Source organism: Paenibacillus sp. sgz302164, from assembly GCF_056120505.1.
In genome coordinates, this window is sequence record NZ_JBVYOL010000022.1 from 57,192 (window position 1) to 78,354 (window position 21,163).

The 21,163-nt window shown below is 51.9% G+C and carries 11 protein-coding genes; 3 read left to right on the forward strand and 8 right to left on the reverse strand.

Translation table 11 applies throughout. From position 1 onward, the window contains the following. Positions 1–416 precede the first annotated feature (416 nt). Positions 417–4,808: an AAA family ATPase gene (locus AC0LWT_RS29165; protein WP_474684810.1), complete on the forward strand. Its 4,392-nt coding sequence runs from the start codon at positions 417–419 to the stop codon at positions 4,806–4,808. A gap of 129 nt (positions 4,809–4,937) precedes the next feature. Here the strand turns inward: AC0LWT_RS29165 and AC0LWT_RS29170 are convergent, their stop codons facing one another. Continuing rightward, positions 4,938–5,816: a carbohydrate ABC transporter permease gene (locus AC0LWT_RS29170; RefSeq protein ID WP_474684811.1), complete on the reverse strand. Its 879-nt coding sequence runs from the start codon at positions 5,814–5,816 to the stop codon at positions 4,938–4,940. Positions 5,817–5,841: 25 nt separating this feature from the next. Beyond that, positions 5,842–6,804 (reverse strand): ABC transporter permease, encoded by a 963-nt coding sequence (locus AC0LWT_RS29175; protein ID WP_474684812.1) that lies wholly within the window; start codon positions 6,802–6,804, stop codon positions 5,842–5,844. Between the two features lie 154 nt (positions 6,805–6,958). Between AC0LWT_RS29175 and AC0LWT_RS29180 the strand changes: the two genes are divergently transcribed. Both AC0LWT_RS29180 and AC0LWT_RS29185 read left to right on the forward strand, forming a co-directional pair. Continuing rightward, positions 6,959–8,716 (forward strand): cache domain-containing sensor histidine kinase, encoded by a 1,758-nt coding sequence (locus tag AC0LWT_RS29180; RefSeq protein WP_474684813.1) that lies wholly within the window; start codon positions 6,959–6,961, stop codon positions 8,714–8,716. Continuing rightward, positions 8,694–10,292, forward strand: coding sequence for a response regulator (locus AC0LWT_RS29185; RefSeq protein WP_474684814.1), 1,599 nt, complete (start codon positions 8,694–8,696; stop codon positions 10,290–10,292). Before AC0LWT_RS29180 ends, AC0LWT_RS29185 begins: the two co-directional genes overlap by 23 nt. 48 nt (positions 10,293–10,340) lie before the next feature. Here the strand turns inward: AC0LWT_RS29185 and AC0LWT_RS29190 are convergent, their stop codons facing one another. The 6 genes from AC0LWT_RS29190 to nirB (AC0LWT_RS29215) all read right to left on the reverse strand — a co-directional run bounded on the left by AC0LWT_RS29190 (position 10,341) and on the right by nirB (AC0LWT_RS29215) (position 20,776). Further along, positions 10,341–12,020, reverse strand: coding sequence for an extracellular solute-binding protein (locus AC0LWT_RS29190; protein ID WP_474684815.1), 1,680 nt, complete (start codon positions 12,018–12,020; stop codon positions 10,341–10,343). Between the two features lie 201 nt (positions 12,021–12,221). Beyond that, on the reverse strand, positions 12,222–14,357 hold the full coding sequence (gene nasC / locus AC0LWT_RS29195) for an assimilatory nitrate reductase catalytic subunit NasC (RefSeq protein ID WP_474684816.1): 2,136 nt from the start codon (positions 14,355–14,357) through the stop codon (positions 12,222–12,224). An 11-nt stretch (positions 14,358–14,368) separates the two neighbouring features. Then, positions 14,369–16,732, reverse strand: coding sequence for a nitrite reductase large subunit NirB (nirB, locus tag AC0LWT_RS29200; RefSeq protein ID WP_474684817.1), 2,364 nt, complete (start codon positions 16,730–16,732; stop codon positions 14,369–14,371). 64 nt (positions 16,733–16,796) lie between these two features. Then, positions 16,797–17,972, reverse strand: coding sequence for an MFS transporter (locus AC0LWT_RS29205; protein ID WP_474684818.1), 1,176 nt, complete (start codon positions 17,970–17,972; stop codon positions 16,797–16,799). A gap of 21 nt (positions 17,973–17,993) precedes the next feature. Beyond that, complete coding sequence (gene nirD, locus AC0LWT_RS29210) at positions 17,994–18,329, reverse strand: nitrite reductase small subunit NirD (protein ID WP_474684819.1); 336 nt, start codon at positions 18,327–18,329, stop codon at positions 17,994–17,996. 14 nt (positions 18,330–18,343) lie between these two features. Continuing rightward, on the reverse strand, positions 18,344–20,776 hold the full coding sequence (gene nirB, locus AC0LWT_RS29215; protein ID WP_474684820.1) for a nitrite reductase large subunit NirB: 2,433 nt from the start codon (positions 20,774–20,776) through the stop codon (positions 18,344–18,346). Positions 20,777–21,163 lie beyond the last annotated feature (387 nt).

Genomic DNA, 21,163 nt, shown 5'->3' on the forward strand with positions numbered 1-21,163 from the left:
CTGCGAAAGTACACGCCCCGACAATCAGCGCCGCTATGAAAAAAATGACAAAAAACCATTTTGTAAATGCAAGGCTCGTAGACGAGCCGTCCCACCATAGCTTAATGAAGATGACCACTCCAAGAAGCATAATGCTGATAAAAGCAATAAAGGCGTTAAACATTTAACCACCAAAACCTCTCTGGATTTGTTAATGCAGTTAATAAGATAATAATAAGATAAAGCAAAACCTTCAAATTCTCTATACCTATAAAGGAGTATTTACATGAAAATAAGCGCTGAATTGCTTGCCGGATTCCTATTTTTATCTGTAATATGAGCCCTTCTTCCATTACAATAGAAGGTAACCGCTAGTAAGTTGACGTCCGAGGTGTACCAGAATGAATGCGAACAATTATATCGAGAGTCGAACTGGCATGACTCTTAGGGATTTTATGAATGAACAAACATGCATGAAGCCGGATGTGTTTCTCCCGCTTGCCAGAGCAATTGCGGCCTGTGTCGGGAATCTTCACCAGCAGCAGACCATTCATCTCGATTTGCGGCCTGAGCGGATAGCTGTACTTGCAAATGGCCAAGAGGCATATTTGAGCGATTCAGGCTATGCGGTGCAGCGTTCGGATGACCGCTATGTCCGTCCGGCCGGCAGCGGCATATCCGAAACAAGTCTGCCCTACTGCTCACCCGAAAACACGGGCAGGATGATGCGTTCCGCAGACGAGCGCAGCGATCTGTATTCGATTGGCGTCATTTACTACGAAATGCTGGCTGGCCGCCTGCCTTTTCTTGCCGGGGATCCGCTCGAATGGGTGTATATGCATTTGGCGCAAAGCCCGCCGCCGCTGACGAATCATAGAACGGATTTGCCCGAAGGTCTGGAATCTATCATCATGAAGCTGCTGGAAAAAAATCCGAATAAGCGCTACCAAAATGCCGGGTTTCTCATAGCGGATTTGGACAAAATAGGACGCCCTCATGATACGTTCTTCATGGAGGCGGGGTTTCACGGCAGAGAGCATGAGCTTGCCATGCTTACGCAAGCCTTTTATTCCGCTTGCTTGGGGTCAACGGAAATGGTTTATATTTCGGGCGAAGCCGGCATCGGTAAAACAAGCTTGATGAATGAAATGTTTCGAAAACAAGAGCATTCGCGAGATTTTTTCTATATTACCGGAAAATTCGAACAAATATCGAAAGAAAGCCCTTATCATCCGATTATTCAGGCATTTCGCGGGTTAATGCGTCATTTGCTGGGAGAACGAAAGGATCAGTCCGAGCTGTGGAAACAAAAGCTGCAAGCAGCTTTGGGCGCCAGCGCCAACGTCATTACAGCGATTATTCCTGAAGTCGAGCTGATATTGGGCGCTGTGCCGGCTGCGGAAGAGCTTCCGGCCAATGAATCGAAAAAACGGTTCATTTATGTTTTTCGCAAATTTGTACAAGCATTGGCATCTAAGGAACATCCTCTCGTCCTGTTTATCGATGATTTGCAATGGGCGGACTCATCGTCCCTCCAGCTCATTCATGCGCTGCTATGCGACCCGGAATGCCAGTATTTGATGTTCGTCTGCGCTTATCGCCATACGGAAACGGACCGAAGCAAGCTGCCGGGGTACGAAACGGATGGAAGCGTCGCAGAGCAAGCGGTTGTCCGCCATATTCATCTGTCGCCGCTGAACCTTTCGCAAATGAACCGCATCGTTATGGAGACGCTTAACAGCCCCGCGGACACTACGATGTCCTTGACGGAACTGCTGTATCATAGATCAGGCGGCAATCCGTTTCATTTCAATCAAATCTTACTCCGGCTGCAGGACGACGGCACTCTGCTGTACAACCACGGGAAGCGGTGCTGGCAGTGGAATTTGGGGCAAATTATCGAGCAGGAGCCAAGCTATGCCATCCATGATTTGATGGAGCACAAGCTGCTTCGCCTTTCGAGCGACGCTCAGGAGCTTCTTCGGATTGCGGCCTGCGTAGGAAGCACGTTTCACCCGCATTTGATAGCTTGCGTTGCGAACCGGGCGATGGAAGACATGCTTGCAGAATGGTCCGCAATTGAAGCCGAAGGAATGATTGTGCCGTTCGAAACCGATGAATTCCGCTTTGCTCACGACAACATCCAGAGGCTGATTTACAGTCGGATCGATGACGAATCGAAACAGGCCATCCATATCCGAATAGGCAGATGCCTGAATGGGGAAGACAGCGGACATGGAGAGAACTCGTTTGACGTTGTCAACCATCTTAATCGGGGCTCCAAACAAATAACGGACGAGCAGGACATCCTGCAGCTCATCAAGCTGAACCTGGATGCGGGAAACCGCGCCAAAGCCTCTTCCGCCTACGATGTCGCATTAGGTTATTTCGGCAAAGGAGTGGAGATGCTGCCTGCGGAGGATTGGGGCGATAAGTTCGAACTTTGCTTCGAATTGCATGCGCAAAAAGCGGAATGCGAATATTTATGCGGCCACTACCGGAAGTCCGATCAGGACATCGATTTCTTGCTCGGCCGTGCGCGCAACCGGGTTGAGCGAAGCAGAGTGCAAATGATCAGAATCATGCAGTACATCAACCAAGGCAAATATTTGGAAGGCACTGCCCTCGGTCTCGAAAGCCTGAGAGAGTATCAGATTATCATTTCGCCCAACCCGGGAAGCTTCACGCTGCTGATTGAAGGGAAACGCATTGAGGCGCTGCTGCGCAATCGGTATGACAGACTCGCCCATTTGGAGGAAATGTCGGATAAAGATCGGATTGCCGCGATGAACCTGATTGCCGCGATTATTCCTTCCACCTTTTTCACGAATAAAAAGGTCTTTTTTCTGTTGACGTGCAGAGCCATTCAGCTTTCGCTTCAATATGGCAACACCCCCGTTTCCGCGGCGATCTACTCCTCATACGGGATGCTGCTGGGGATTGCATCAGGCAAAATCGATAAGGGCTACGCCATTTGCAAAGTAGGCCTGGAGCTATCCGAGCGCTACAACGTCACTTCCATTAAAAGTATAACCTATACCGTATTCGGCGGAGTACTGTGCCTATTTGCCGGAAATGCCCGCGAAGGGGACGCTTACTTGACAAAGGCGCTTCGTTTCGGCATGGATTCGGGGGACTATGTATTTGCCAGTTATGCCATCGGCGCGCATATCAATTCATTGTACACAAGGGCGTCGTTAAGCGAATTGGCAAGAACGATAGCGGAATATATGACGGTGCTCGATACGACAAACGATGAATTCGTGAAGCAGAACTGTTACCTGTATCAGCAATATATTCTCGCCCTGCAGGGCGGGACGGCGGCGCCGGACTCGTTCAGCGGCGCCGGCTTTGACGAAGAGGAATTTTTAAACCTGATTCGCAAGGGGGAGACTTCGGCCACCACCTTATTTCAATACAGCACGTATAAGACTCAGATTTACTATTTGTTGGGCAATTATGAGGAAGCCGTCCGCTGGGCCCGGCAAGCGGGATCTTATGAGGCATATGCCACTCATTTGCCTCATTTGCCGGAATGCCTATTTTATGAAACGCTGGCCGTATTGGCTTGTACACAGTCACCGAAATGGCCCAATCTGAAAAAAAACCTGACTCGCAGTCTTCGCCGTTTCAGCAAATGGGCGGAATACAGCCCGGCTAATTTCCAATCCAGGCAGTATCTCCTTCAAGCTGAATATGCGCGTGTCTCCGGCGAATTCACAATGGCTGAGGAGCTGTATGACAAAGCCATCCGCGAGGCAAGGGAGCAAGGCGATGTGCACGTGACAAGCCTTGTAGGCGAGCTCGCAGCCGGCCACTATTGGCGGCAGGACAAAAGAAAGTCAGCTATATTTTATTTGCAATTGGCTATTGAGGGGTACAAGCAATGGGAAGTGCATGTGAAGGTAATACAATTGGAGGAGCTGCTGGCGCATTGGCAGCGGCAAGAGGAAACCGGTCCAACGTCTGAAAGCGCACAGAGCCCGATACGCCGGAACGATGCGGAGCAAGCGGCCGGAACATCCGGCTTTCGGAATGAGCACAATTCCTTGGACAGCGTCGATCTCGCGGCGATCCTTAAAACAACTCAGGCGATATCGAATCAGATGGACATGGATGCCATGCTTGCGGAAATCATGAATACCATCATGAAATATGCGGGCGCAAGCAAAGGCGCTCTGCTGACGGGCAGCAATGACGCGCTTTTTATTCAGGTATATGCGGATTCGGAGGCGCAAGCTATCCCTTCTCCTTTAGAAATGAATGACAGCGCCCTCTTGCCGGAAGGGATCGTCAGATATGTCTTTCGTACACAGGAGGAGGTTCATTATACCGGGGGAGAGGAAAGCTGGCTGATCCATAACCCGTATATAGCGAAGCACCGGCCTCAATCGGCCCTGTGCATCCCCGTAACTGTCCATGGCGCTCTGCTCGGCGTACTTTACCTTGAAAACAAGCTTGCAAGCGGCGTGTTCGCGCACGATCGCATGGCTGTTCTTCTCGCTATGGCGTCGCATGGCATATTGATGTGCGTGCTGCAAAGCTCGACGGAACCATCATATGCAGAACCAGGCATGGAAGAAGAGGCGCAGCCGTCGCCCGGCATGATAGAGGAACCGCTCACCGAACGTGAGCTGGAGGTGCTTGCGTTATTATCGGCAGGGCTGTCCAATAAGGAAATTGCCGATCACCTGATTATTGCCATAGGTACAGTGAAAGTTCATGTCAAAAATATTTTCGCCAAATTAAAGGTTAATCGGCGCACAAAAGCAATCGCACAAGCCAAAGAACTTAATCTGCTCGGTCAGAGCCCCCGGCCCCCTGCTTGATCGCGAGAAGGTTGGACCGCGGGCTTGAAACGATACCCCATAGCCGGAAGATTTCCCGGTTGCAAAAAATAGCGGCAGAGAGGGACGTAGGATACAATCCCGGACTGCCGCTTTTTTATTATGCTAACGTCACTCTTTCACAGCTCCGACCACGATGCCTTTTATAAAAAACTTTTGCAAAAACGGATAAATAAGCAGAATGGGCAGCGCCCCGATAAAGATTTGCGCCGATTTCACGGTGCGCTGGGATAAATTTTCCAAATCCTTGGGATCAATGCTTATCTTGCTGAAATCCTGCTGTACGACGATCGTTTGAAGGAAGGTCGCCAGCGGATATTTATCCGTGTCCATCATATAAATTAACCCGTCGAACCAGGAGTTCCAATGAAACACCAGCGTGAACAGCGTAATCGTCGCAAGCGCCGGTGTCGAGATCGGCAAATGGATCTTGAACAAAATTCGGATGATCCCCGCCCCGTCCATGAGCGCGGCTTCCTCCAGTTCGGCAGGTATCGTTCGAAAAAAATTCATCAGCAGAATCATATTATAAACGCTTAGCGCCGAAGGCAAGACAAGCGCCCATATCGTATTGATCAAGCCAAGATTCGTTATAAGAATGTAGCTGGGAACCAGCCCGCCGGAAAACAGCATCGTAAATACGAAAAACCACATATAAGCATTCCGGCTTTTAAATTCCGTATACGTTTTCGATAATGCGCAGCCTGCCAATACAGTAACGGCCATGCCGATCCCGGTACCCAGGACGGCCCGGTACACCGAATAAAGCAGCGATTGGACAAAATTCGGGTTGTTCAACGTCTTCATATAGGACTCCAGCGTAAAGTCGACCGGCCATAGGTTGATCATATTGGCGGTTGCCGCAGCTTTGCCGCTAAAAGAAACAGCCAGTACATGTATAAGCGGCAGTATGCACAGCAGCGATATACCGATGAGAAACAGTTGGTTCACGGCATTAAACCATCGATAAGCTGTCGTTTTATGGTACATCTGTCGCGACACCCCCTTTTTTCAACTAAAAAATCCGATAATTGGCAAATTTATAGGCCAGCCTGTACGAGATGACAATCAGAACGAGACTGGTTACCGATTTGAACAACCCGACTGCCGTCGCGAAACTGAAATCCCCCTTGAGCATAGCCGACCTGTAAACGAAGGTATCGATCACGTCCCCTTTGTTATACACGAGCGGGTTGTACAAGTTGAAAATTTGATCAAACCCCGCATTCAACACGTTCCCGAGCTGCAGCGTAGCGACAACGACAATAATCGGCATCATGGCAGGCAGTGTCACATGCAAGGTCTGCTGCAGCCTCGTCGCACCGTCCACTTCAGCAGCTTCATACAAAGAGGGATTCACTGCCGTTATAGCAGCCAAGTAAATGATCATACCGAACCCGAATTCCTTCCAAATATCGCTTACAACCACGACAAAGCGGAACCAATCCCCGTCACCCAAAAAGAAAACAGGCTTCGTGCCGAATACGGCCGACAGCATCCGGTTCACAAGCCCGCCTTTGACCGACAGCAGGTCGAGCAAAATCCCTCCGAGAATGACCCATGACAAAAAGTGGGGCAAATAGACCAAAGTTTGAATACTCCGTTTGAGCCCGCTTTTTCGCACCTCATTCAGCAGTAAAGCAAATACGATCGGCACGAGCGTTCCGAAACCAATTTTCAATACGGAAATAATTAGCGTATTCCATATGACTTGAGCAGATTCTTCAAACATAAACAAAGAATGAAAATGCTTGAAGCCGACCCATTCGGATTTAAAAAAACCGAGCCAAGGCTTATAGTTCTGAAATGCCATCACAAGCCCGCCGATTGGAATGTAGTGAAAGATGACGGCGATCACTAACGCCGGAAATATCAACAGGTGAAGCGGCCATGTTTTTTTCAATCCGCGGATCCATTTGCTCTTCGTTGAACTTGAGGATATTTTGCCTAGAACAATAGCATCCTGAGTGCTTTTCATATGTTTTCCCCTTCCCGCAACCAAGTCATTGCACTTTCGACTGCTTCTGCTACTATTATATCAACGCGATCTTTCGCTACCTATGGCACGTTCTTAACTTCTATGTCCCTTGCCATAACCTCTTGCCCACGATTATTCTCCAGGCGGTGAACACATGGTAAAATATAAAATATTCCGCAACATGCTGATCATGCTGGTCGTCCTGCTCCTTCCGGCTACCTTGCTTTTCTATTATTCCAACAAAGCCGGCGAGGACTTGGTCCGGGAAACGCTTGAAAATTCGGCTGCCAAACAGCTGGAGTTCACGATGCTTCAGCTCGAGCAGTCCATAAGACAGCTCGAAACGCAGACGCAGCTGCTCGTGAACGATTCCAGCATCAAGGCATATTCGAGCTCGTGGGATTTCCCCGAGTATGTCGACCATTTGCTGATGCGGAAATATGTCGAGGAAAAGCTGATTCTCCAAAGCCAGGCGGGTTCGCTCAATCACGATATAAGCGTTTACTGGCCGCATATTAAGGAAGCGCTTTCCACCCAAGGGAAGTTTGCCTACGATGACGCCCAACTGGTCTCCGCGCCGAAAAACAAGTGGTTCATCCGCAAAGATGAGCAAGGAACGGCTTCGTTCCATTTGCTGTTCACGAATCCGTATACTTCAAATTCGGATTTGAGCCATGTAACCTCCATTGTTGAAACTTCCATTCCAGGCGACTATTTGAAGTCGGTTCTCAAGGGTCTTGATGCGTCGGGTAACGGAACGTCTTTCATCTATTTGTCCGATTCCACGACAATTGCCAATCAGACGATTAACGGGAAGTTCTTATCGCTGTTGAATCAGGTAGATGCGCTCCATGACGATGCTTCCGCCGCAAGGCCGCAGTTCTCCATTCTCAAGATAGACGGTACGGAATACATGGTGCAAACGATCCGTATTCCTTCTTTGGACGGTATGCTTGTCAGCTGCATTCAGTTGAACGAATTTTTGAATCCTCTCAAGAAGGTAAAGCAGCTCGTGAATACTAGCCTGCTCCTGCTCTTTGTTTCCGGCGTAGTCATGTCCTATTTGCTTTACCGGCACTTTCGGATTCCGTTCGGCTACATGGTCCGCAAAATCGAGAGCCTGGGTTCAGGCGATTATAACAGCAGAGCGGCCGTCAAAACAAACAACGAATTTGATTATTTATTTGCCAAATTTAACGAAATGGCATCGCGGATTCAAGCTCTGATCGAAAATGTGTATGAGGAGCGGGTTCGAACGCGCGAAGCGGAATACAAGCATTTGCAGTCGCAAATCAATCCTCATTTTCTTTACAACTGCATGTTTTATATTGTGAGTATGGCGCATAAATCTCCGGAAGCCGTCACTTCCATGGCCAAAAACCTGGCCCAGTTTTATCGCTTCATTACCCGCAAAGCCGGAACGGATTCTACGCTGGCAGACGAAATAAGTCTTGTCGATAGCTATCTGCAAGTCCAATCGCTCAGAAACAAGCGGCTGACTTACGAAATCGACATTTTGCCGTCGATGCTGGAGTTATCCGTTCCGACCCTTCTGCTTCAACCGCTGGTCGAGAATGCCGTCGTACATGGACTGGAGAGCAAAAGAGAATCCGGAATCATTCGCATTCGCGGCTCCTGGAGTCATGACGACTACACCATTACCGTCGAAGACGACGGCGCAGGCATGTCGGAACAAGCCATTCGCGAACTGGCGGTACAGGTATATCATCAGCGCAATTCGGAAGAGATCGGCTGCGGTTTATGGAACATTCATCATCGGCTTACGAACAAGTTCGGTCCGAAATCGGGCTTGCATTTTGCTAACAATTCATGGGGAGGCTTCAGCGTTACCATTAAGATCCCCTCGATGAGACAGGAGGTTATCCCTTATGAACGTATTGTTGGTGGATGATGAGGAATATGTGCTTGATTACTTGCAGGAAAGTGTGGAATGGGCACAGTGCGGGATTGCGGATGTATACCGGGCAAGCTCGACGGATGAAGCGCTCGACATTGTCATGAAATATCAGATCCCGCTGCTCGTTACGGATATCCGGATGCCCGAAAAAAGCGGCCTGGATTTGCTGGAAACGATTCACAACCGGCACCCCGATACGAAAGTCATTCTGCTGTCCGGATATTCGGAGTTTGATTATGCCAAAAGAGCGCTGCAAAACGGTGCCGCCGACTATTTGCTAAAACCGGTCACAGGCGACGAGGTTGCCGCAGCCGTTCGCAAAGTGATGGCGCAAATCCAGGCGGAAAACAAGCGGACACAGGAGGTGAACAAAGCCGAAGCGGTCATCAGACTGGGGAACACCCGGATGAAGGAGCATCTACTGCTTGACCTGCTGCTTGGCAAACAATATGCAGAAGAAGAGCTGAGACAGCAAATGAAAGCCTTGGATTTGCCCTTGCATCCAAACGATGACTGTACGCTGCTCCTCATTCGTCTGCAAACGTATCCTAACGAATCGCGGGAGGATATCGAGCTTTTTTCTTACGCGCTGCTGAACATAGCGGAGGAAATTTTGTTCCGGGACATTCAAGCGGGCTCCTCCCTCTGGTGGTGCAAAGACTCGTATCAGTTTATTTCCATTGTCCTTTCCGCGGCTGCCTTGGGCGAACGGGACATGCGGGAGGAGCGGATCGCCGAGCTGTATCAAGCTGTCCGGACTTTTTTAAAGAGACATATTTCCGTGCTGTTCACGGAGCCGTTTCCCCTTAGGACTCACATAAACAGTTCGTATTTGCAAGCTGTGAACGATTTTGGGTGGCGGATCGGATTTCAGGAAGGCGTTATTTTACATAATGGCGCGTTAAGCGGCAAACCGGAGTATAAACCGTTAACGAAGCTTTATGAAGCACCGACTCTCCTGCTAGGGATGGAAACGAACCGGTGGGATGAAGTGATGGAGAAGTTTCACAGCATTCTGCAAGAACTGAACGAACCGCCTTTTCGGACACAATATCACATCGTCGAGGCCGTTAACTACTTGTACGCCTGCTTCACTTACATGGCAAATAAGCAAGGGGACCCTTTGAACGACATGATCGGCAGCCTCTCCTTGATTTCCAACCCCTATTATTTTCACTCTGTCGAACAGATCAGGGATTGGGCGCTCCCGTTAATCGAACAGTTCAGACGAACGCTCAACGATTCCATAACCGGCCGAAGCCATATCATCCGTCAAATTCAGGAATTTATTCAAACGTATCTGCATGAGGATGTCAGCCTGACCAAAATAGGCCAGCACGTTTATCTGCATCCGGTATATTTGTCTCGTTTGTACAAAAAGGAAACCGGCGAAAGCATTTCCGCCTATATTACCCGTATCAGAATGGAGAAAGCAGCCCGATTGCTGACCCAAACGAATAAAAAAGTGTCGGATATCGCCCAGGAAGTCGGATACCTGAAAACGCAGTACTTCATCCGCTTGTTTAAAGAGTACTACCATCACACCCCGCAAGGATATCGGAATCAGTAACATATTCGCTAAAAAAGAAGAGAGCCTCATACCCGAGGCCCCTCGTTCTCATTGATTCACGCTTTTGTACCAATCGTTGACTTCTTTTTCGATTTGAGTCCCGCCTTTACTTTTCCAATCCGCGACGAACGTATCGAATTTATCCAGCGGCTCTTTGCCGTAAATGATTTTGGCGAAAGTCTCCAGCTCCATCGTTTTCAAGTTCTCGCCTTTGCTTCGCTGCGTTTCCGTCGGAGCTCCCAGGAATTCTCCCGGCGCATTGCTGTTTCTCATCTGGTAGTTGAGCGACCCGGCGCGAATCTGCTCCTTGTCCGCCACGGCAATTCCCTTTTGCGCTGCGGTCTCCGGCTTGTTCCCCTGGAAAATATAGTCCCAATCCTTCGATTCCATGAAAGGAATCCTCGGCACGTTCCAGAACAAATTATACTTGCTTGAAGTTGCGGCTTTTTCGAGCGGCTTTGGAAACTTTTTCGGATCATACACAGGTTCCCCGTTTACGATCGCATAGTCGTATCCCTCAAAGAAACCGTTTTTAAAGTCGCCGGTTCCAAATTGGCTGTCATAAATTTCGTCCATATACAGGAAAAAGGCGTCCATGTGCTTAAAGTCTTTGTTGAACATCATGACTTTATTTTCGTTGATCGCACCGGTGAAGCGCGCCGTCAGGCCGTTCGGTCCGACAGGCAGAGGATAGGCTCTGACAACCGCGCCCGGATTGCTCTTGGCGACATCGCCGAGCGGCCAGCCATTCGCCCAAAACGGCGCTGCGATGATCCCCGATTTACCTTGAATAAAGCTTTCGGTCGCTTTCATTTCATCAAGAGCAGCTAATTCCGGATCGAGATATCCTTTTTCATACCACGACCGCAGTTTCCCCAAAGCGTCTTTGATACCCGGTTGAACCGAGCCGTATTTGAGCGTCCCGTCGCTCGCTTTCTGCCAGGCTCCAGGAAGGAATTTCCCCGTGTAGGCGCCGAAAACGAAGCTGGCATCCGACATCCAGTTCGCGAATGCGTTCTTGGACGAAAAACTGAACCCGAAGGTATCCTTCTTGCCGTTACCGTCAGGGTCTTGGTTCGTAAAAGCGTCCATCACCTTTTCAAACTCTTCGATCGTCGTAGGCGCTTTCAAATTCAGGCGATCCAGCCAATCCTGCCGGACCCACATCACGGGATTCGTTCCGTCGCCTGCGGAGAAAATCGGCAATCCGAGCAGCTTGCCTTTTTCTTTCACCTGATTTAGCGCAGTTTTGTTATCCGAATAAAGCTTCTTAATCCGCTCCGATGCATATTGGTCAAAAGCCTGCTGGATGTCCATCACTTTTCCGGATTGCATAAGATCGGCAATCAGATTCGGATCCTGCACGATGAACACGTCGGGAAGCTGATTTTGCGAAGTCAGCGAAAGCCTGATTTTCGTATGGTATGCCGCATTATCCGGCGTATCCCACAGGTCCTTGATCTCAATGCCTAATTTCTCTTTAGCCCACTTGTTATGAACATTATTCGCGATTGTCTCGCCATTGATAAATACGTAGTCCGATCCAACGACACGGGCCGTTGTGATTGTAACGGGCGGTTCAAACTTGCCGTTCGCCGCTCTTGGGGCAGTTTCTTGTCCTTGCGGAGTCGGTGATGGCTGACTTCCCGTATTTGAGCCGCAGCCCGCTGCAACCGCGCTTGCCAGGATAAGACTCGTCATCATCGAAGCCAACTTGTGTCTCTTCATATACTTCCCCTCTCTCTCATTCTGCTTCACTTATCATAATTATCGTAGCAAATGAGATTCTTTCGCGTATATGCCCAAAAATAAACTATCATGGCCTTCCTGTAAACCGATACTTGCCGTCCATGCAAAAAAGGATCGGAAATCGTCAAGATAACTTGACTGATTACCAATCCTTGAGAGAGGCTGCAGGTTTCAATATGATTACCCGTATTCCGCAACCAACGGGCTCACCTTTACCGCACATACCTTAAATCCCGGCATTTTGCAGGTCGGATCGAGCTCATCATGCGTAATTTTGTTGACGTTCTGCGTACCGCTCCAATGCATCGGCACGAATACCGTGTCTTCGCGGATATCGCTGCTGTACCGGCTTCGCACATAGATAGCTCCGCGTTTGGACTCCAGCTTCACAAGCGATGCGTCTTCGATCCGGTGTTTCTTCGCGGTTTTCGGATGAATTGCCACGAAAGATTCCACATCCTGCGCAGCCAGGGAATGGCTTTTTCTCGTTTGCACGCCGGTCAAATAGTGAGCAACGACACGGCCGGTCGTCAAATACAGCGGGAACTCTTCGCTGACCTGCTCCTTCGGCAAATGATTGTCCACAGCAGTCAGCAGCGCCCTGCCGTCCGGCAGCGGGAATGACGCTTCAAACAACCGTCTTGCCCCCGGATGGCCCGGCTCCGGACAAGGCCAGTACACACCCTCTTCCTTCCGCAAGCGTTCGTACGTGATGCCGTAGTAGTCCGCCGTACCGCCACGGCTGGCCAAACGAAGCTCGTTAAAAATATCCTCAACCCCGGCAAAGCCGAAATACCGGCCTCGCCCGAACCTTTCCGCCAAATCGCAAAGGACCTGCCAGTCATGCTTGACTTCGCCCGGCGTCTCACGGCCGGCTTCCCTGAGCAGTACGCGTCCTTCGAGGTTGGTCAACGTTCCCGCATTTTCCAAATACGCGGATACCGGCAAGACCAGATCGGCCAACTGTGCCGTCTCGGACATGAGGAAGTCGGCAACGACAAGGAAATCGAGTTTCTTCAGTCCTTCTTCTACGAAATTGGCATTTGGGCTGGATACGATCGGATTGGAGCCCATCACGAACAAAGCGCGAATCTCCTGCTCGTACACCTTCTCCATCATTTCGTAAGCGGAGACACCCTTGCCTGGAAGTTCGTCCGGGTCAATCCCCCATACGCCCGCGACATAGGCGCGATCTTCGGGGTTCTCGATCAGCCGGTAGCCCGGAAGCTGGTCGGCCTTTTGCCCGTGCTCCCTGCCGCCCTGCCCGTTCCCTTGGCCGGTGACGGCGCCGTAGCCGCAGCCCGGCTTGCCGATTTTGCCGGTCAACAGCACGAGATTAAGAAAGTTGCGAACCGCCATATGCCCGTCCGTCTGCTGTTCCACCCCTCTTGCCGTGAAAACCATGCCTGTCGCCGCCTTGCCGTAAGCCAGCGCCGCTTTGCGGATCAGTTCGGCCGGAACTCCGGTTAACCCGGCAATCTCCGCCATATCGAGCGAATCCAGATGCGCTTGCAGCTCGGCAAATCCTTTCGTGCGCTGCCGGACGAATGCCGAATCGACCAGCCCCTCTTCCATTACAACCTTCAGCATACCGTTAGCCAACGCCGCATCCATCCCCGGCTTCACCCGCAAATGCAGATCGGCGATACGGGTCGTGCCGGTTTCCCTTGGATCGATCGCAATGATGTAGGCTTTCTTCTCTTTAGCCCTTGTAAAATAGGGCATGAGCGTCGGCTGGCACTCCGCGATATTCGTCCCGGCCAGGATGATGCAATCGGCAAGCTCGATATCCGACAGTTGGTTCGTTAAGCCGCGATCAATCCCGAACACCTTAACGCCCGCGGAAGCAGCCGACGACATGCAAAATCTGCCGTTATAGTCGATGTACTTCGTCTGCAGAGCCACGCGTGCGAACTTGCCCAGCAAATAGGCGGTTTCATTCGTTAACGAGCCACCGCCGTAAAGGCCGACAGTATGGTTCCCGTATTGTCCGCGAAGCTCCTCGAACGTTGCCGCTATCCGTTCATAAGCTTCTTCCCACGATACGCGGACGAACCGGCCATCCTTCTTCATCAGCGGATGCAGGATGCGTTCGCCGGTCAGCACGTGCTGGTACGCGTTCATGCCTTTGATGCAGAGCCGTCCTTCCGAAGCTAGATTCGGCTTCGGAACGACTGTATAGGTCGGACGCCCCTCCGCCCGGCCCCTTTCCTCGATCACCTGCATCTTGCATTGAACGCTGCAAAAAGGGCATTGTGTATCCATCACATGGAGAAAACCGTTCCCGGCTTGTTCTTGCTCTGCCAACTGACTCATATGCACTCAGCTCACCTTATCAAAGCAGCCGTCGGCTGCAGATTTACTTGCCGTTGCTCCGTCCGTTGCCGCTCTGCGTTCATTCTCGCTATCAATTCCGCCCGGAATAGCAGATGAAACAAACCTTCCCGCAGCTTCGTGATGCCGAGGCGTTCCACCCATTGTCCTGTCGTTTCGCCGTACTTCGCCTCTTCGCGGTACCACTGCAAAAATGCGGCCGATATTTCCAGCACCGTATCCTCCGAAGATTCCACCGTCAGCAGCTCTCCCTTACGGAACTTCGCGCCGGAACTGCCGCCAACGTAGATCTCCCAGCCTCCCGGCACGCCGACAATACCCAGATCTTTGCCAAGCGTCCCCGCCCGGTGCAATGGGCTTGCCGAGACGGCCACAGCTGCTTGCGCCGGCATTTGCAGATGCTCCAATCGGCGTTCGAGACGGGCCCCCAGCCGGACGGAGTCCTGCAGCGCGCCGGGATCGTAGCCGATACCGGCGCATGTGGCCACAGAGGCGATCGTTTTGCCGTAGACAGGAGCTGCCTCAAGCGGCTGACCGAGCTCCATGCCAACCGAACCGATATACCCGGCGTCGATGCCCAGCAGGTCCAGATGCGCGCCGCCGCTCAGCTTCACTAACGGGATGTTGTACTTGTCGATCACATCCGCAATCCGCCTTAGCTGTTCGGCGGTCGTGACGCCGCCGTACATGCGCGGCGTGACGCCGTACGTGCCGTCGGCGAGCAAGCCCGCCCCCGGAGCCGCCGCGGCCGCTCCGGCTTCGATGTCGGCCGCCAGTGCCTGGCCGACATAATACCGCAAGGCCGGCCGGCAAACTGCGCAGCCGGCCGGCTTGCTCCAGCCCAGCGCGGTCATCGCTTCCCGCGCTGTCGCAAACCCGCCTGCGCGGACAGCCTCGCGCAGTTCGTCATGGGTGCAGCCGGTGCAGCCGCACACCGTTTCCTTCGGCGCTGCCTTGCTCTGCAGCGCAAGCCCGAGCATCGCGGACACAAGCGGCTTGCAGCCGCCGCATGTGCTCGATGCCCGTGTACAAGCGCGAACGTCTTCGACACTTTCGCAGCCTTGCTCGCGGACCGCCTCCAGAATCGCGCCCTTCGATACGCCGTTGCAGGAGCACACGGTCGCGTTCAGCGCCAGCGAAGCTGCATATGCCTCATCCGCGCCGCTTCCCTTCGCCTCTTCTTCGTCCAGCACGGACACATCCGCCTGCTGCTTGATATAGCCTAGCAGCTTGTTGCCCTCGCTGGCGTCGCCGTACAATACAGCGCCGACAATTTTGTTGTTGCGGACTGAAACCTTTTTGTACGTATGCCGAATGCCGTCATACACTTTCAGGGAAGTATCGATGTCCGAATCACGGATATCTCCCGCAGAAAATACCTCCACGCCGGATACTTTCAACTGCGAATACAGGATCGAACCGTGGTAGCCTTCGCCGCCGATGCCGCAGATTGTTCTAGCCAGAACTTTGCCCTGCTCGTATAACGGCGCTACGAGACCGTAGACCGTCCCGCGATGCTCCGCGCATTCTCCGACCGCATAAATACCCGGCACATTCGTTTCCATATAATCGTTGACGACGATCGCACGGTTCGTCTCTATTCCGCTGTCTGCCGCCAGCCTGATGTTCGGGCGCACGCCGACCGCGATAACGACCAGATCCGCTTCTACTTTGCTTCCGTCCTTGAATTGGAGACCTTCCACCCGTTTTTTCCCGATAATTCTCTCCGTCTGTTTTTCAAGCAGAAACCGCATCCCCTGCTTTTCCAGATCTTTTTTTAACATGTTCGCCGCCGCAGCGTCCAGCTGCCGTTCCATCAAAAAACCGTTAAGGTGCACGACGTGAACGTCCATGCCCAGGTTCAACAATCCGCGGGCCGCTTCCAGGCCGAGCAAACCGCCGCCGATGACGACAGCCTTTTTATACGACTTGGCGGTTTCCATCATCGTGTTGCAATCGTTAATATCCCGAAAAGCGGTAACTCCCGGTTTGTCGGCTCCAGGCAGCGGAAGCATGAACGGCGAAGAGCCCGTAGCCAGAATCAATTGATCGTACGGAACCGTACGCCCTTCCCGGCTGATCACGACGCGTTTCGCTTTATCGATGTGAATAACGGGGTCGCCCGCATAAAGCGTTATGCCGTTATCCAGGTACCACTGCCAGTCATTGATGGTAATGTCCTTCACGGTCGTGTCGCCTTGAAGCACCTTGGACAGCATAATCCGGTTATAATTCGGATGCGGCTCGCCGCCGAAGATGACGATCTCGAACCGCTCCGGAGCGAGCCCCAGAATTTCTTCCACGCAGCGCACGCCGGCCATGCCATTGCCTATTACAACAAGCTTTTGTTTCCCCATGTCTGCTTGACCTCCACATCCCAGACTGAAGACGACTCATTCCCATCGCCGCTTTTCGCCCCGCTCAAGCCGCCGCACCCGGTTTGGCCGTATTCATGCGAATCGTCGCACGGTTCATCCAAAGGCAACCTAAGGCAAAGAGCATAAGCAGCACAAACCCCAGCGTGTAGGAGCCGGACCAATCTTTAATGAAACCGAGGGCGATCGGCGGGAAAAATCCGCCTATACCTCCCGCTGCGCCGACGATTCCGGTTACCGCCCCCGTATTGAAAGGCGCTGCCTCCGGCACCATTTTAAACACGGCACCATTCCCTATACCAAGCAAAGCGGCTGCAATCAGGCAGCTGGCGCTGAACCCGGCAAATTGCTGCAAGGTCGCCGCCATAGCAAGCGAGGTTAGCATAATTCCCGCAAACACAACCGCCAGAACTTTACGCGACCCGACGCGGTCCGCCGCATATCCGCCCAACGGGCGGATCAGCGTGGCAATGACGACGAATCCCGCTGTTTTCATACCGGCGCTTGTTGCCGACAATTGAAACAAATCTTGAAGCAGCGTGGGTAAGTACGCCCCGAAAGCTACAAAACCGCCGAATGTCAAAAAATAAAATACGGATAAATACCATGTCGATTGTTCCTTAAGCACCGCCATCGATTGTTTGAACGTCTTCGCGCGGGCCGGAGCCGGCAAGTCCTTCGTCCCGCTCCAAAAGACTGCGGTTACGATTATAATCATGATCGCCAGGCTCCAAAATACCCAGGGCAAGCCGAAGCTGTTAAACACAAAAGGCAGCGCATAACTTGCCGCCGCTCCGCCCAGGTTGCCGAGCCCGGCCAATCCGAGCACTAGACCTTGCCTCTCGGCGGGAAACCACCTCGAAACATAAGTCAGCGAAATGGCGAACGTCGTTCCGGCCATCCCGACAAACAGCGCGCAGATCAGCAGCAGCAGGTAGGATTGCGCCCATCCGGCTGCCAGCAGCGGAATAACAAGAAACAGCATCGTTGCCGCAAATACCCGTTTGCCTCCAAAACGATCCGTATAAACCCCCATCGGAATTCGCAGAATCGATCCGAGCAGCACCGGCGCAGCGATCAATACGCTTTTTTGAACCGTACTAAGATGAAACATTTCTTGAATTTGTCCGGCAATCGGAGAAAATACGCTCCAGATGACGAACGAGGCCATCATCGCCATTGTCGAAAGTCCCAGGGCAAGGGCAGATTCGTTTCGTCGCATGATTCGGCACCTTTTTCCAGGCTAGGAGGCCAGGATACTTTCTTCCGCAATGTGAAGATACAACTCGCCGCCGGCAGCGTCGATCTCCACCCGGAAGGTCGTTACGCAGCCTTCGTCGGGTGCTTGAACGAGCCCGTCGTGCAGATCGATTTTCCAGTCATGGAGCGGACAAAATACGTGGTGATCGCACACTATGCCTTCGGACAGCTTGCCCGCTTTGTGCGGACAACGGTTTTCAATAGCCTTGACAGTGCCGTCCGAAAGCTTGAACACGGCGATTTCCAACGTCCCGATGCGGACAATTCTCGACCTTTTTTCAACGATTTCCGATATATTTCCAATATGGATCCGCTTCATCCCCATCATCTCCTCTATTTCAAAATCGACTCTGCCGATTGCTCCTCCAGCGGTACGAACGTCTTGTGCAGCGATTGCTCCTCAATGATTTCTTTCCATGGATCTTTCATCAATTTCAGCGTCTTCTCGATTCGCTCCACTAGCTTAGCGCGGTCTTCTTTCGTTTCCAACGCCGCCTTGATCGTATCCAGGCCTACGCGTTCCACCCACTCGGAAGTCCGTTCGTTGTACTTCCCGGTTTCACGGTAGTACTGCAGGTAAGCACCCGACCATTCCAGCACTTCCTCTTCGGTCTTGACTTTGCACAGCAGGTCGGTTCCGCGAAGCTTCGTCCCGCCGTTTCCACCGACATGCAGTTCCCAACCGCCGTCGATCGCGACAACGCCGAAGTCCTTGATCGTCGCTTCCGCACAGTTGCGCGGGCAACCCGAGACAGCCATTTTCACTTTGGCCGGCGTGTACAGCCGCTCGTATTTTTTCTCAAGCTGTATGCCCATGCCGATGGCATCCTGCGTGCCGAACCGGCAAAATGTCGAGCCTACGCACGTTTTCACAGTGCGAAGCGATTTGCCGTAAGCGTAGCCTGAAGGCATATCCAGCTCGGCCCACATGGCGGGCAAGTCTTCCTTCTTCACGCCAAGCAAGTCGATTCGCTGTCCGCCTGTCATTTTAACGAGCGGCACTTCGTATTTTTCCGCGATTTCCGCGATTTTCTTCAAATCCTTCGGCGTCGTTACGCCGCCATACATTCTCGGCACAACCGAGTACGTGCCGTCCTTCTGAATATTCGCATGATTGCGTTCATTCACGAACCGGGACTCTCTTTCATCCTCATGCTCTTCCGGCCATACCATGCCGAGGTAATAGTTAAGCGCCGGACGGCATTTGGAGCACCCCTCCGCGTTCGACCATTCCAGCACGTTCATGACTTCTTTCGAGGTTGTCAATCTCATGCTGCGAATCGCCTCCACGACCTCGTCGCGCCCCAGCGGCGTACAGCCGCAAATGCCTTCCTTTACCGTCTTTACGCCGTCCGCTCCGAGCACATAGGTGAGCACATCGGCCACAAGCGGTTTGCAGCCGCCGCAGGAAGCGGACGCTTTGGTGCATGCTTTGATCTCATTGACGCTGGAACAGCCCTTCTCCCGGATCGCCTTCACGATGGCGCCTTTGGATACGCCGTTGCAGCCGCATACGATCTCCTCGTCATTCATCCCCGCAATCAAATCCGCGCCGGATTTCGCCTTGCCGCCTCCTTCGCCAAGAAGCACCGTCTTTTCCTTGCCGGTTACATCCTCGCCGTTGCGGATCATGGCAAACAGGCGGGAGCTGTCGCTGATGTCGCCGAACAGGACGGCGCCGATCACTTTGCCGTCCCGAATGACGGCTTTCTTATATATCCCTTCGAAATCGTCCTGAACGCGAACGGCGCGCGTACCCGGTTTGTCGGCATATTCTCCGGCCGAAAATACGTCCACGCCCGACACCTTCAGCTTCGTCGATACGACGGAGCCTTGATAGCCGGCTGTCTCAACGCCTGCAAGCCGCTTGGCCAGCACAGCGCCCTGCTCGTAAAGCGGAGCGACCAGCCCGTAAGCGACCCCGCGATGTTCAGCGCATTCGCCGACGGAGTAAATATGAGGGACGTTCGTCTCCATGAAATCGTTGACGACGATGCCCCGGTTAATCTCGATACCGCTGTTTTTCGCCAGCGCAGTATTCGGACGAATGCCTACCGCCATCACGATCAGATCGGTTTCGATTTCCGACCCGTCGGTAAAACGAAGGCCTGTCGCGCGCTTTTTCCCAAGGATCGATTCGCTGTTTTTCTTAAGCAGGAACTTCATACCCTGGCGTTCCAGCTCCTGCTGCAGCAAGAGTGAAGCGGTCCGGTCAAGCTGGAGATTCATCAGGTATTCATTAATATGAACGACCGACACTTCCATGCCCAGGTTCAGCAAACCCCGAGCCGCCTCCAGACCGAGCAAACCGCCACCGATGACGACCGCTTTCTTGTATTGCTTGGCGGCTGCAATCATCGCTTCGCAATCTTTAATATCCCGGAAAGCAATAACGCCTTCTTTATCCGCGCCGGGGAGCGGAAGCATGAAAGGCAGCGATCCGGTCGCAAGAATCAGTTCATCGTAGGGAACCGTTATTCCGCCGTCCGTGCTGACGAGCTTGCGGTTCGCATCGATATGACTAACGGTATGGCCTGTATGCAGCGTAATGTTATTTTCTTCGTACCAGGACCAGTCGTTGATGACGATATCTTTCATACCTGCGTCGCCGGCCAGCACAGAAGAGAGCAGGATGCGGTTATAGTTCGGATACGGCTCTTTCCCAAAAACAGTAATTTGATATTGACTGGGCGCCAGCTTCAGCAATTGCTCGATACAGCTGACTCCAGCCATCCCGTTTCCTACCAAGACAATTTTCTTCTTCATTGAAATTCACGCTCCTGTTCCGACTATAACATCACTTATGATGTTATGTTTTTCTTTATATTTAGCAAAAACACTTCCGATCTCGAAATTACGTAAATTAATCTAACATATAAATAATGTAACCCATAGGGCTGTATTTTTCAACAAGAAAATAACGATCTCGTTGGTGTTTACAACAAAACCCGTTAAATAAGCGGATATTTCAATGATATCCAGCTTTTAATATTCGTTTTTTAGAGCAATTCCCCTGGATTTTTTTCGAGAAATCCTGACATGAATGCTTTTGAATTCATGCTCCCGAATGAATTCAATGTAATGTTTTTTAACATAAAATATACTGTTATCAATCAAGAGATGGACGAAAATACTCTTAAAAGTGCATAAGAA

Coding starts and splice junctions, on each gene's coding strand:
- AC0LWT_RS29165 (WP_474684810.1), top strand. CDS start 417: ATGACTCTTAGGGATTTTATGAATGAACAAACATGCATGAAGCCGGAT.
- AC0LWT_RS29170 (WP_474684811.1), bottom strand. CDS start 5,816: ATGTACCATAAAACGACAGCTTATCGATGGTTTAATGCCGTGAACCAA.
- AC0LWT_RS29175 (WP_474684812.1), bottom strand. CDS start 6,804: ATGAAAAGCACTCAGGATGCTATTGTTCTAGGCAAAATATCCTCAAGT.
- AC0LWT_RS29180 (WP_474684813.1), top strand. CDS start 6,959: ATGGTAAAATATAAAATATTCCGCAACATGCTGATCATGCTGGTCGTC.
- AC0LWT_RS29185 (WP_474684814.1), top strand. CDS start 8,694: ATGAACGTATTGTTGGTGGATGATGAGGAATATGTGCTTGATTACTTG.
- AC0LWT_RS29190 (WP_474684815.1), bottom strand. CDS start 12,020: ATGAAGAGACACAAGTTGGCTTCGATGATGACGAGTCTTATCCTGGCA.
- nasC (WP_474684816.1), bottom strand. CDS start 14,357: ATGAGTCAGTTGGCAGAGCAAGAACAAGCCGGGAACGGTTTTCTCCAT.
- nirB (WP_474684817.1), bottom strand. CDS start 16,732: ATGGGGAAACAAAAGCTTGTTGTAATAGGCAATGGCATGGCCGGCGTG.
- AC0LWT_RS29205 (WP_474684818.1), bottom strand. CDS start 17,972: ATGCGACGAAACGAATCTGCCCTTGCCCTGGGACTTTCGACAATGGCG.
- nirD (WP_474684819.1), bottom strand. CDS start 18,329: ATGAAGCGGATCCATATTGGAAATATATCGGAAATCGTTGAAAAAAGG.
- nirB (WP_474684820.1), bottom strand. CDS start 20,776: ATGAAGAAGAAAATTGTCTTGGTAGGAAACGGGATGGCTGGAGTCAGC.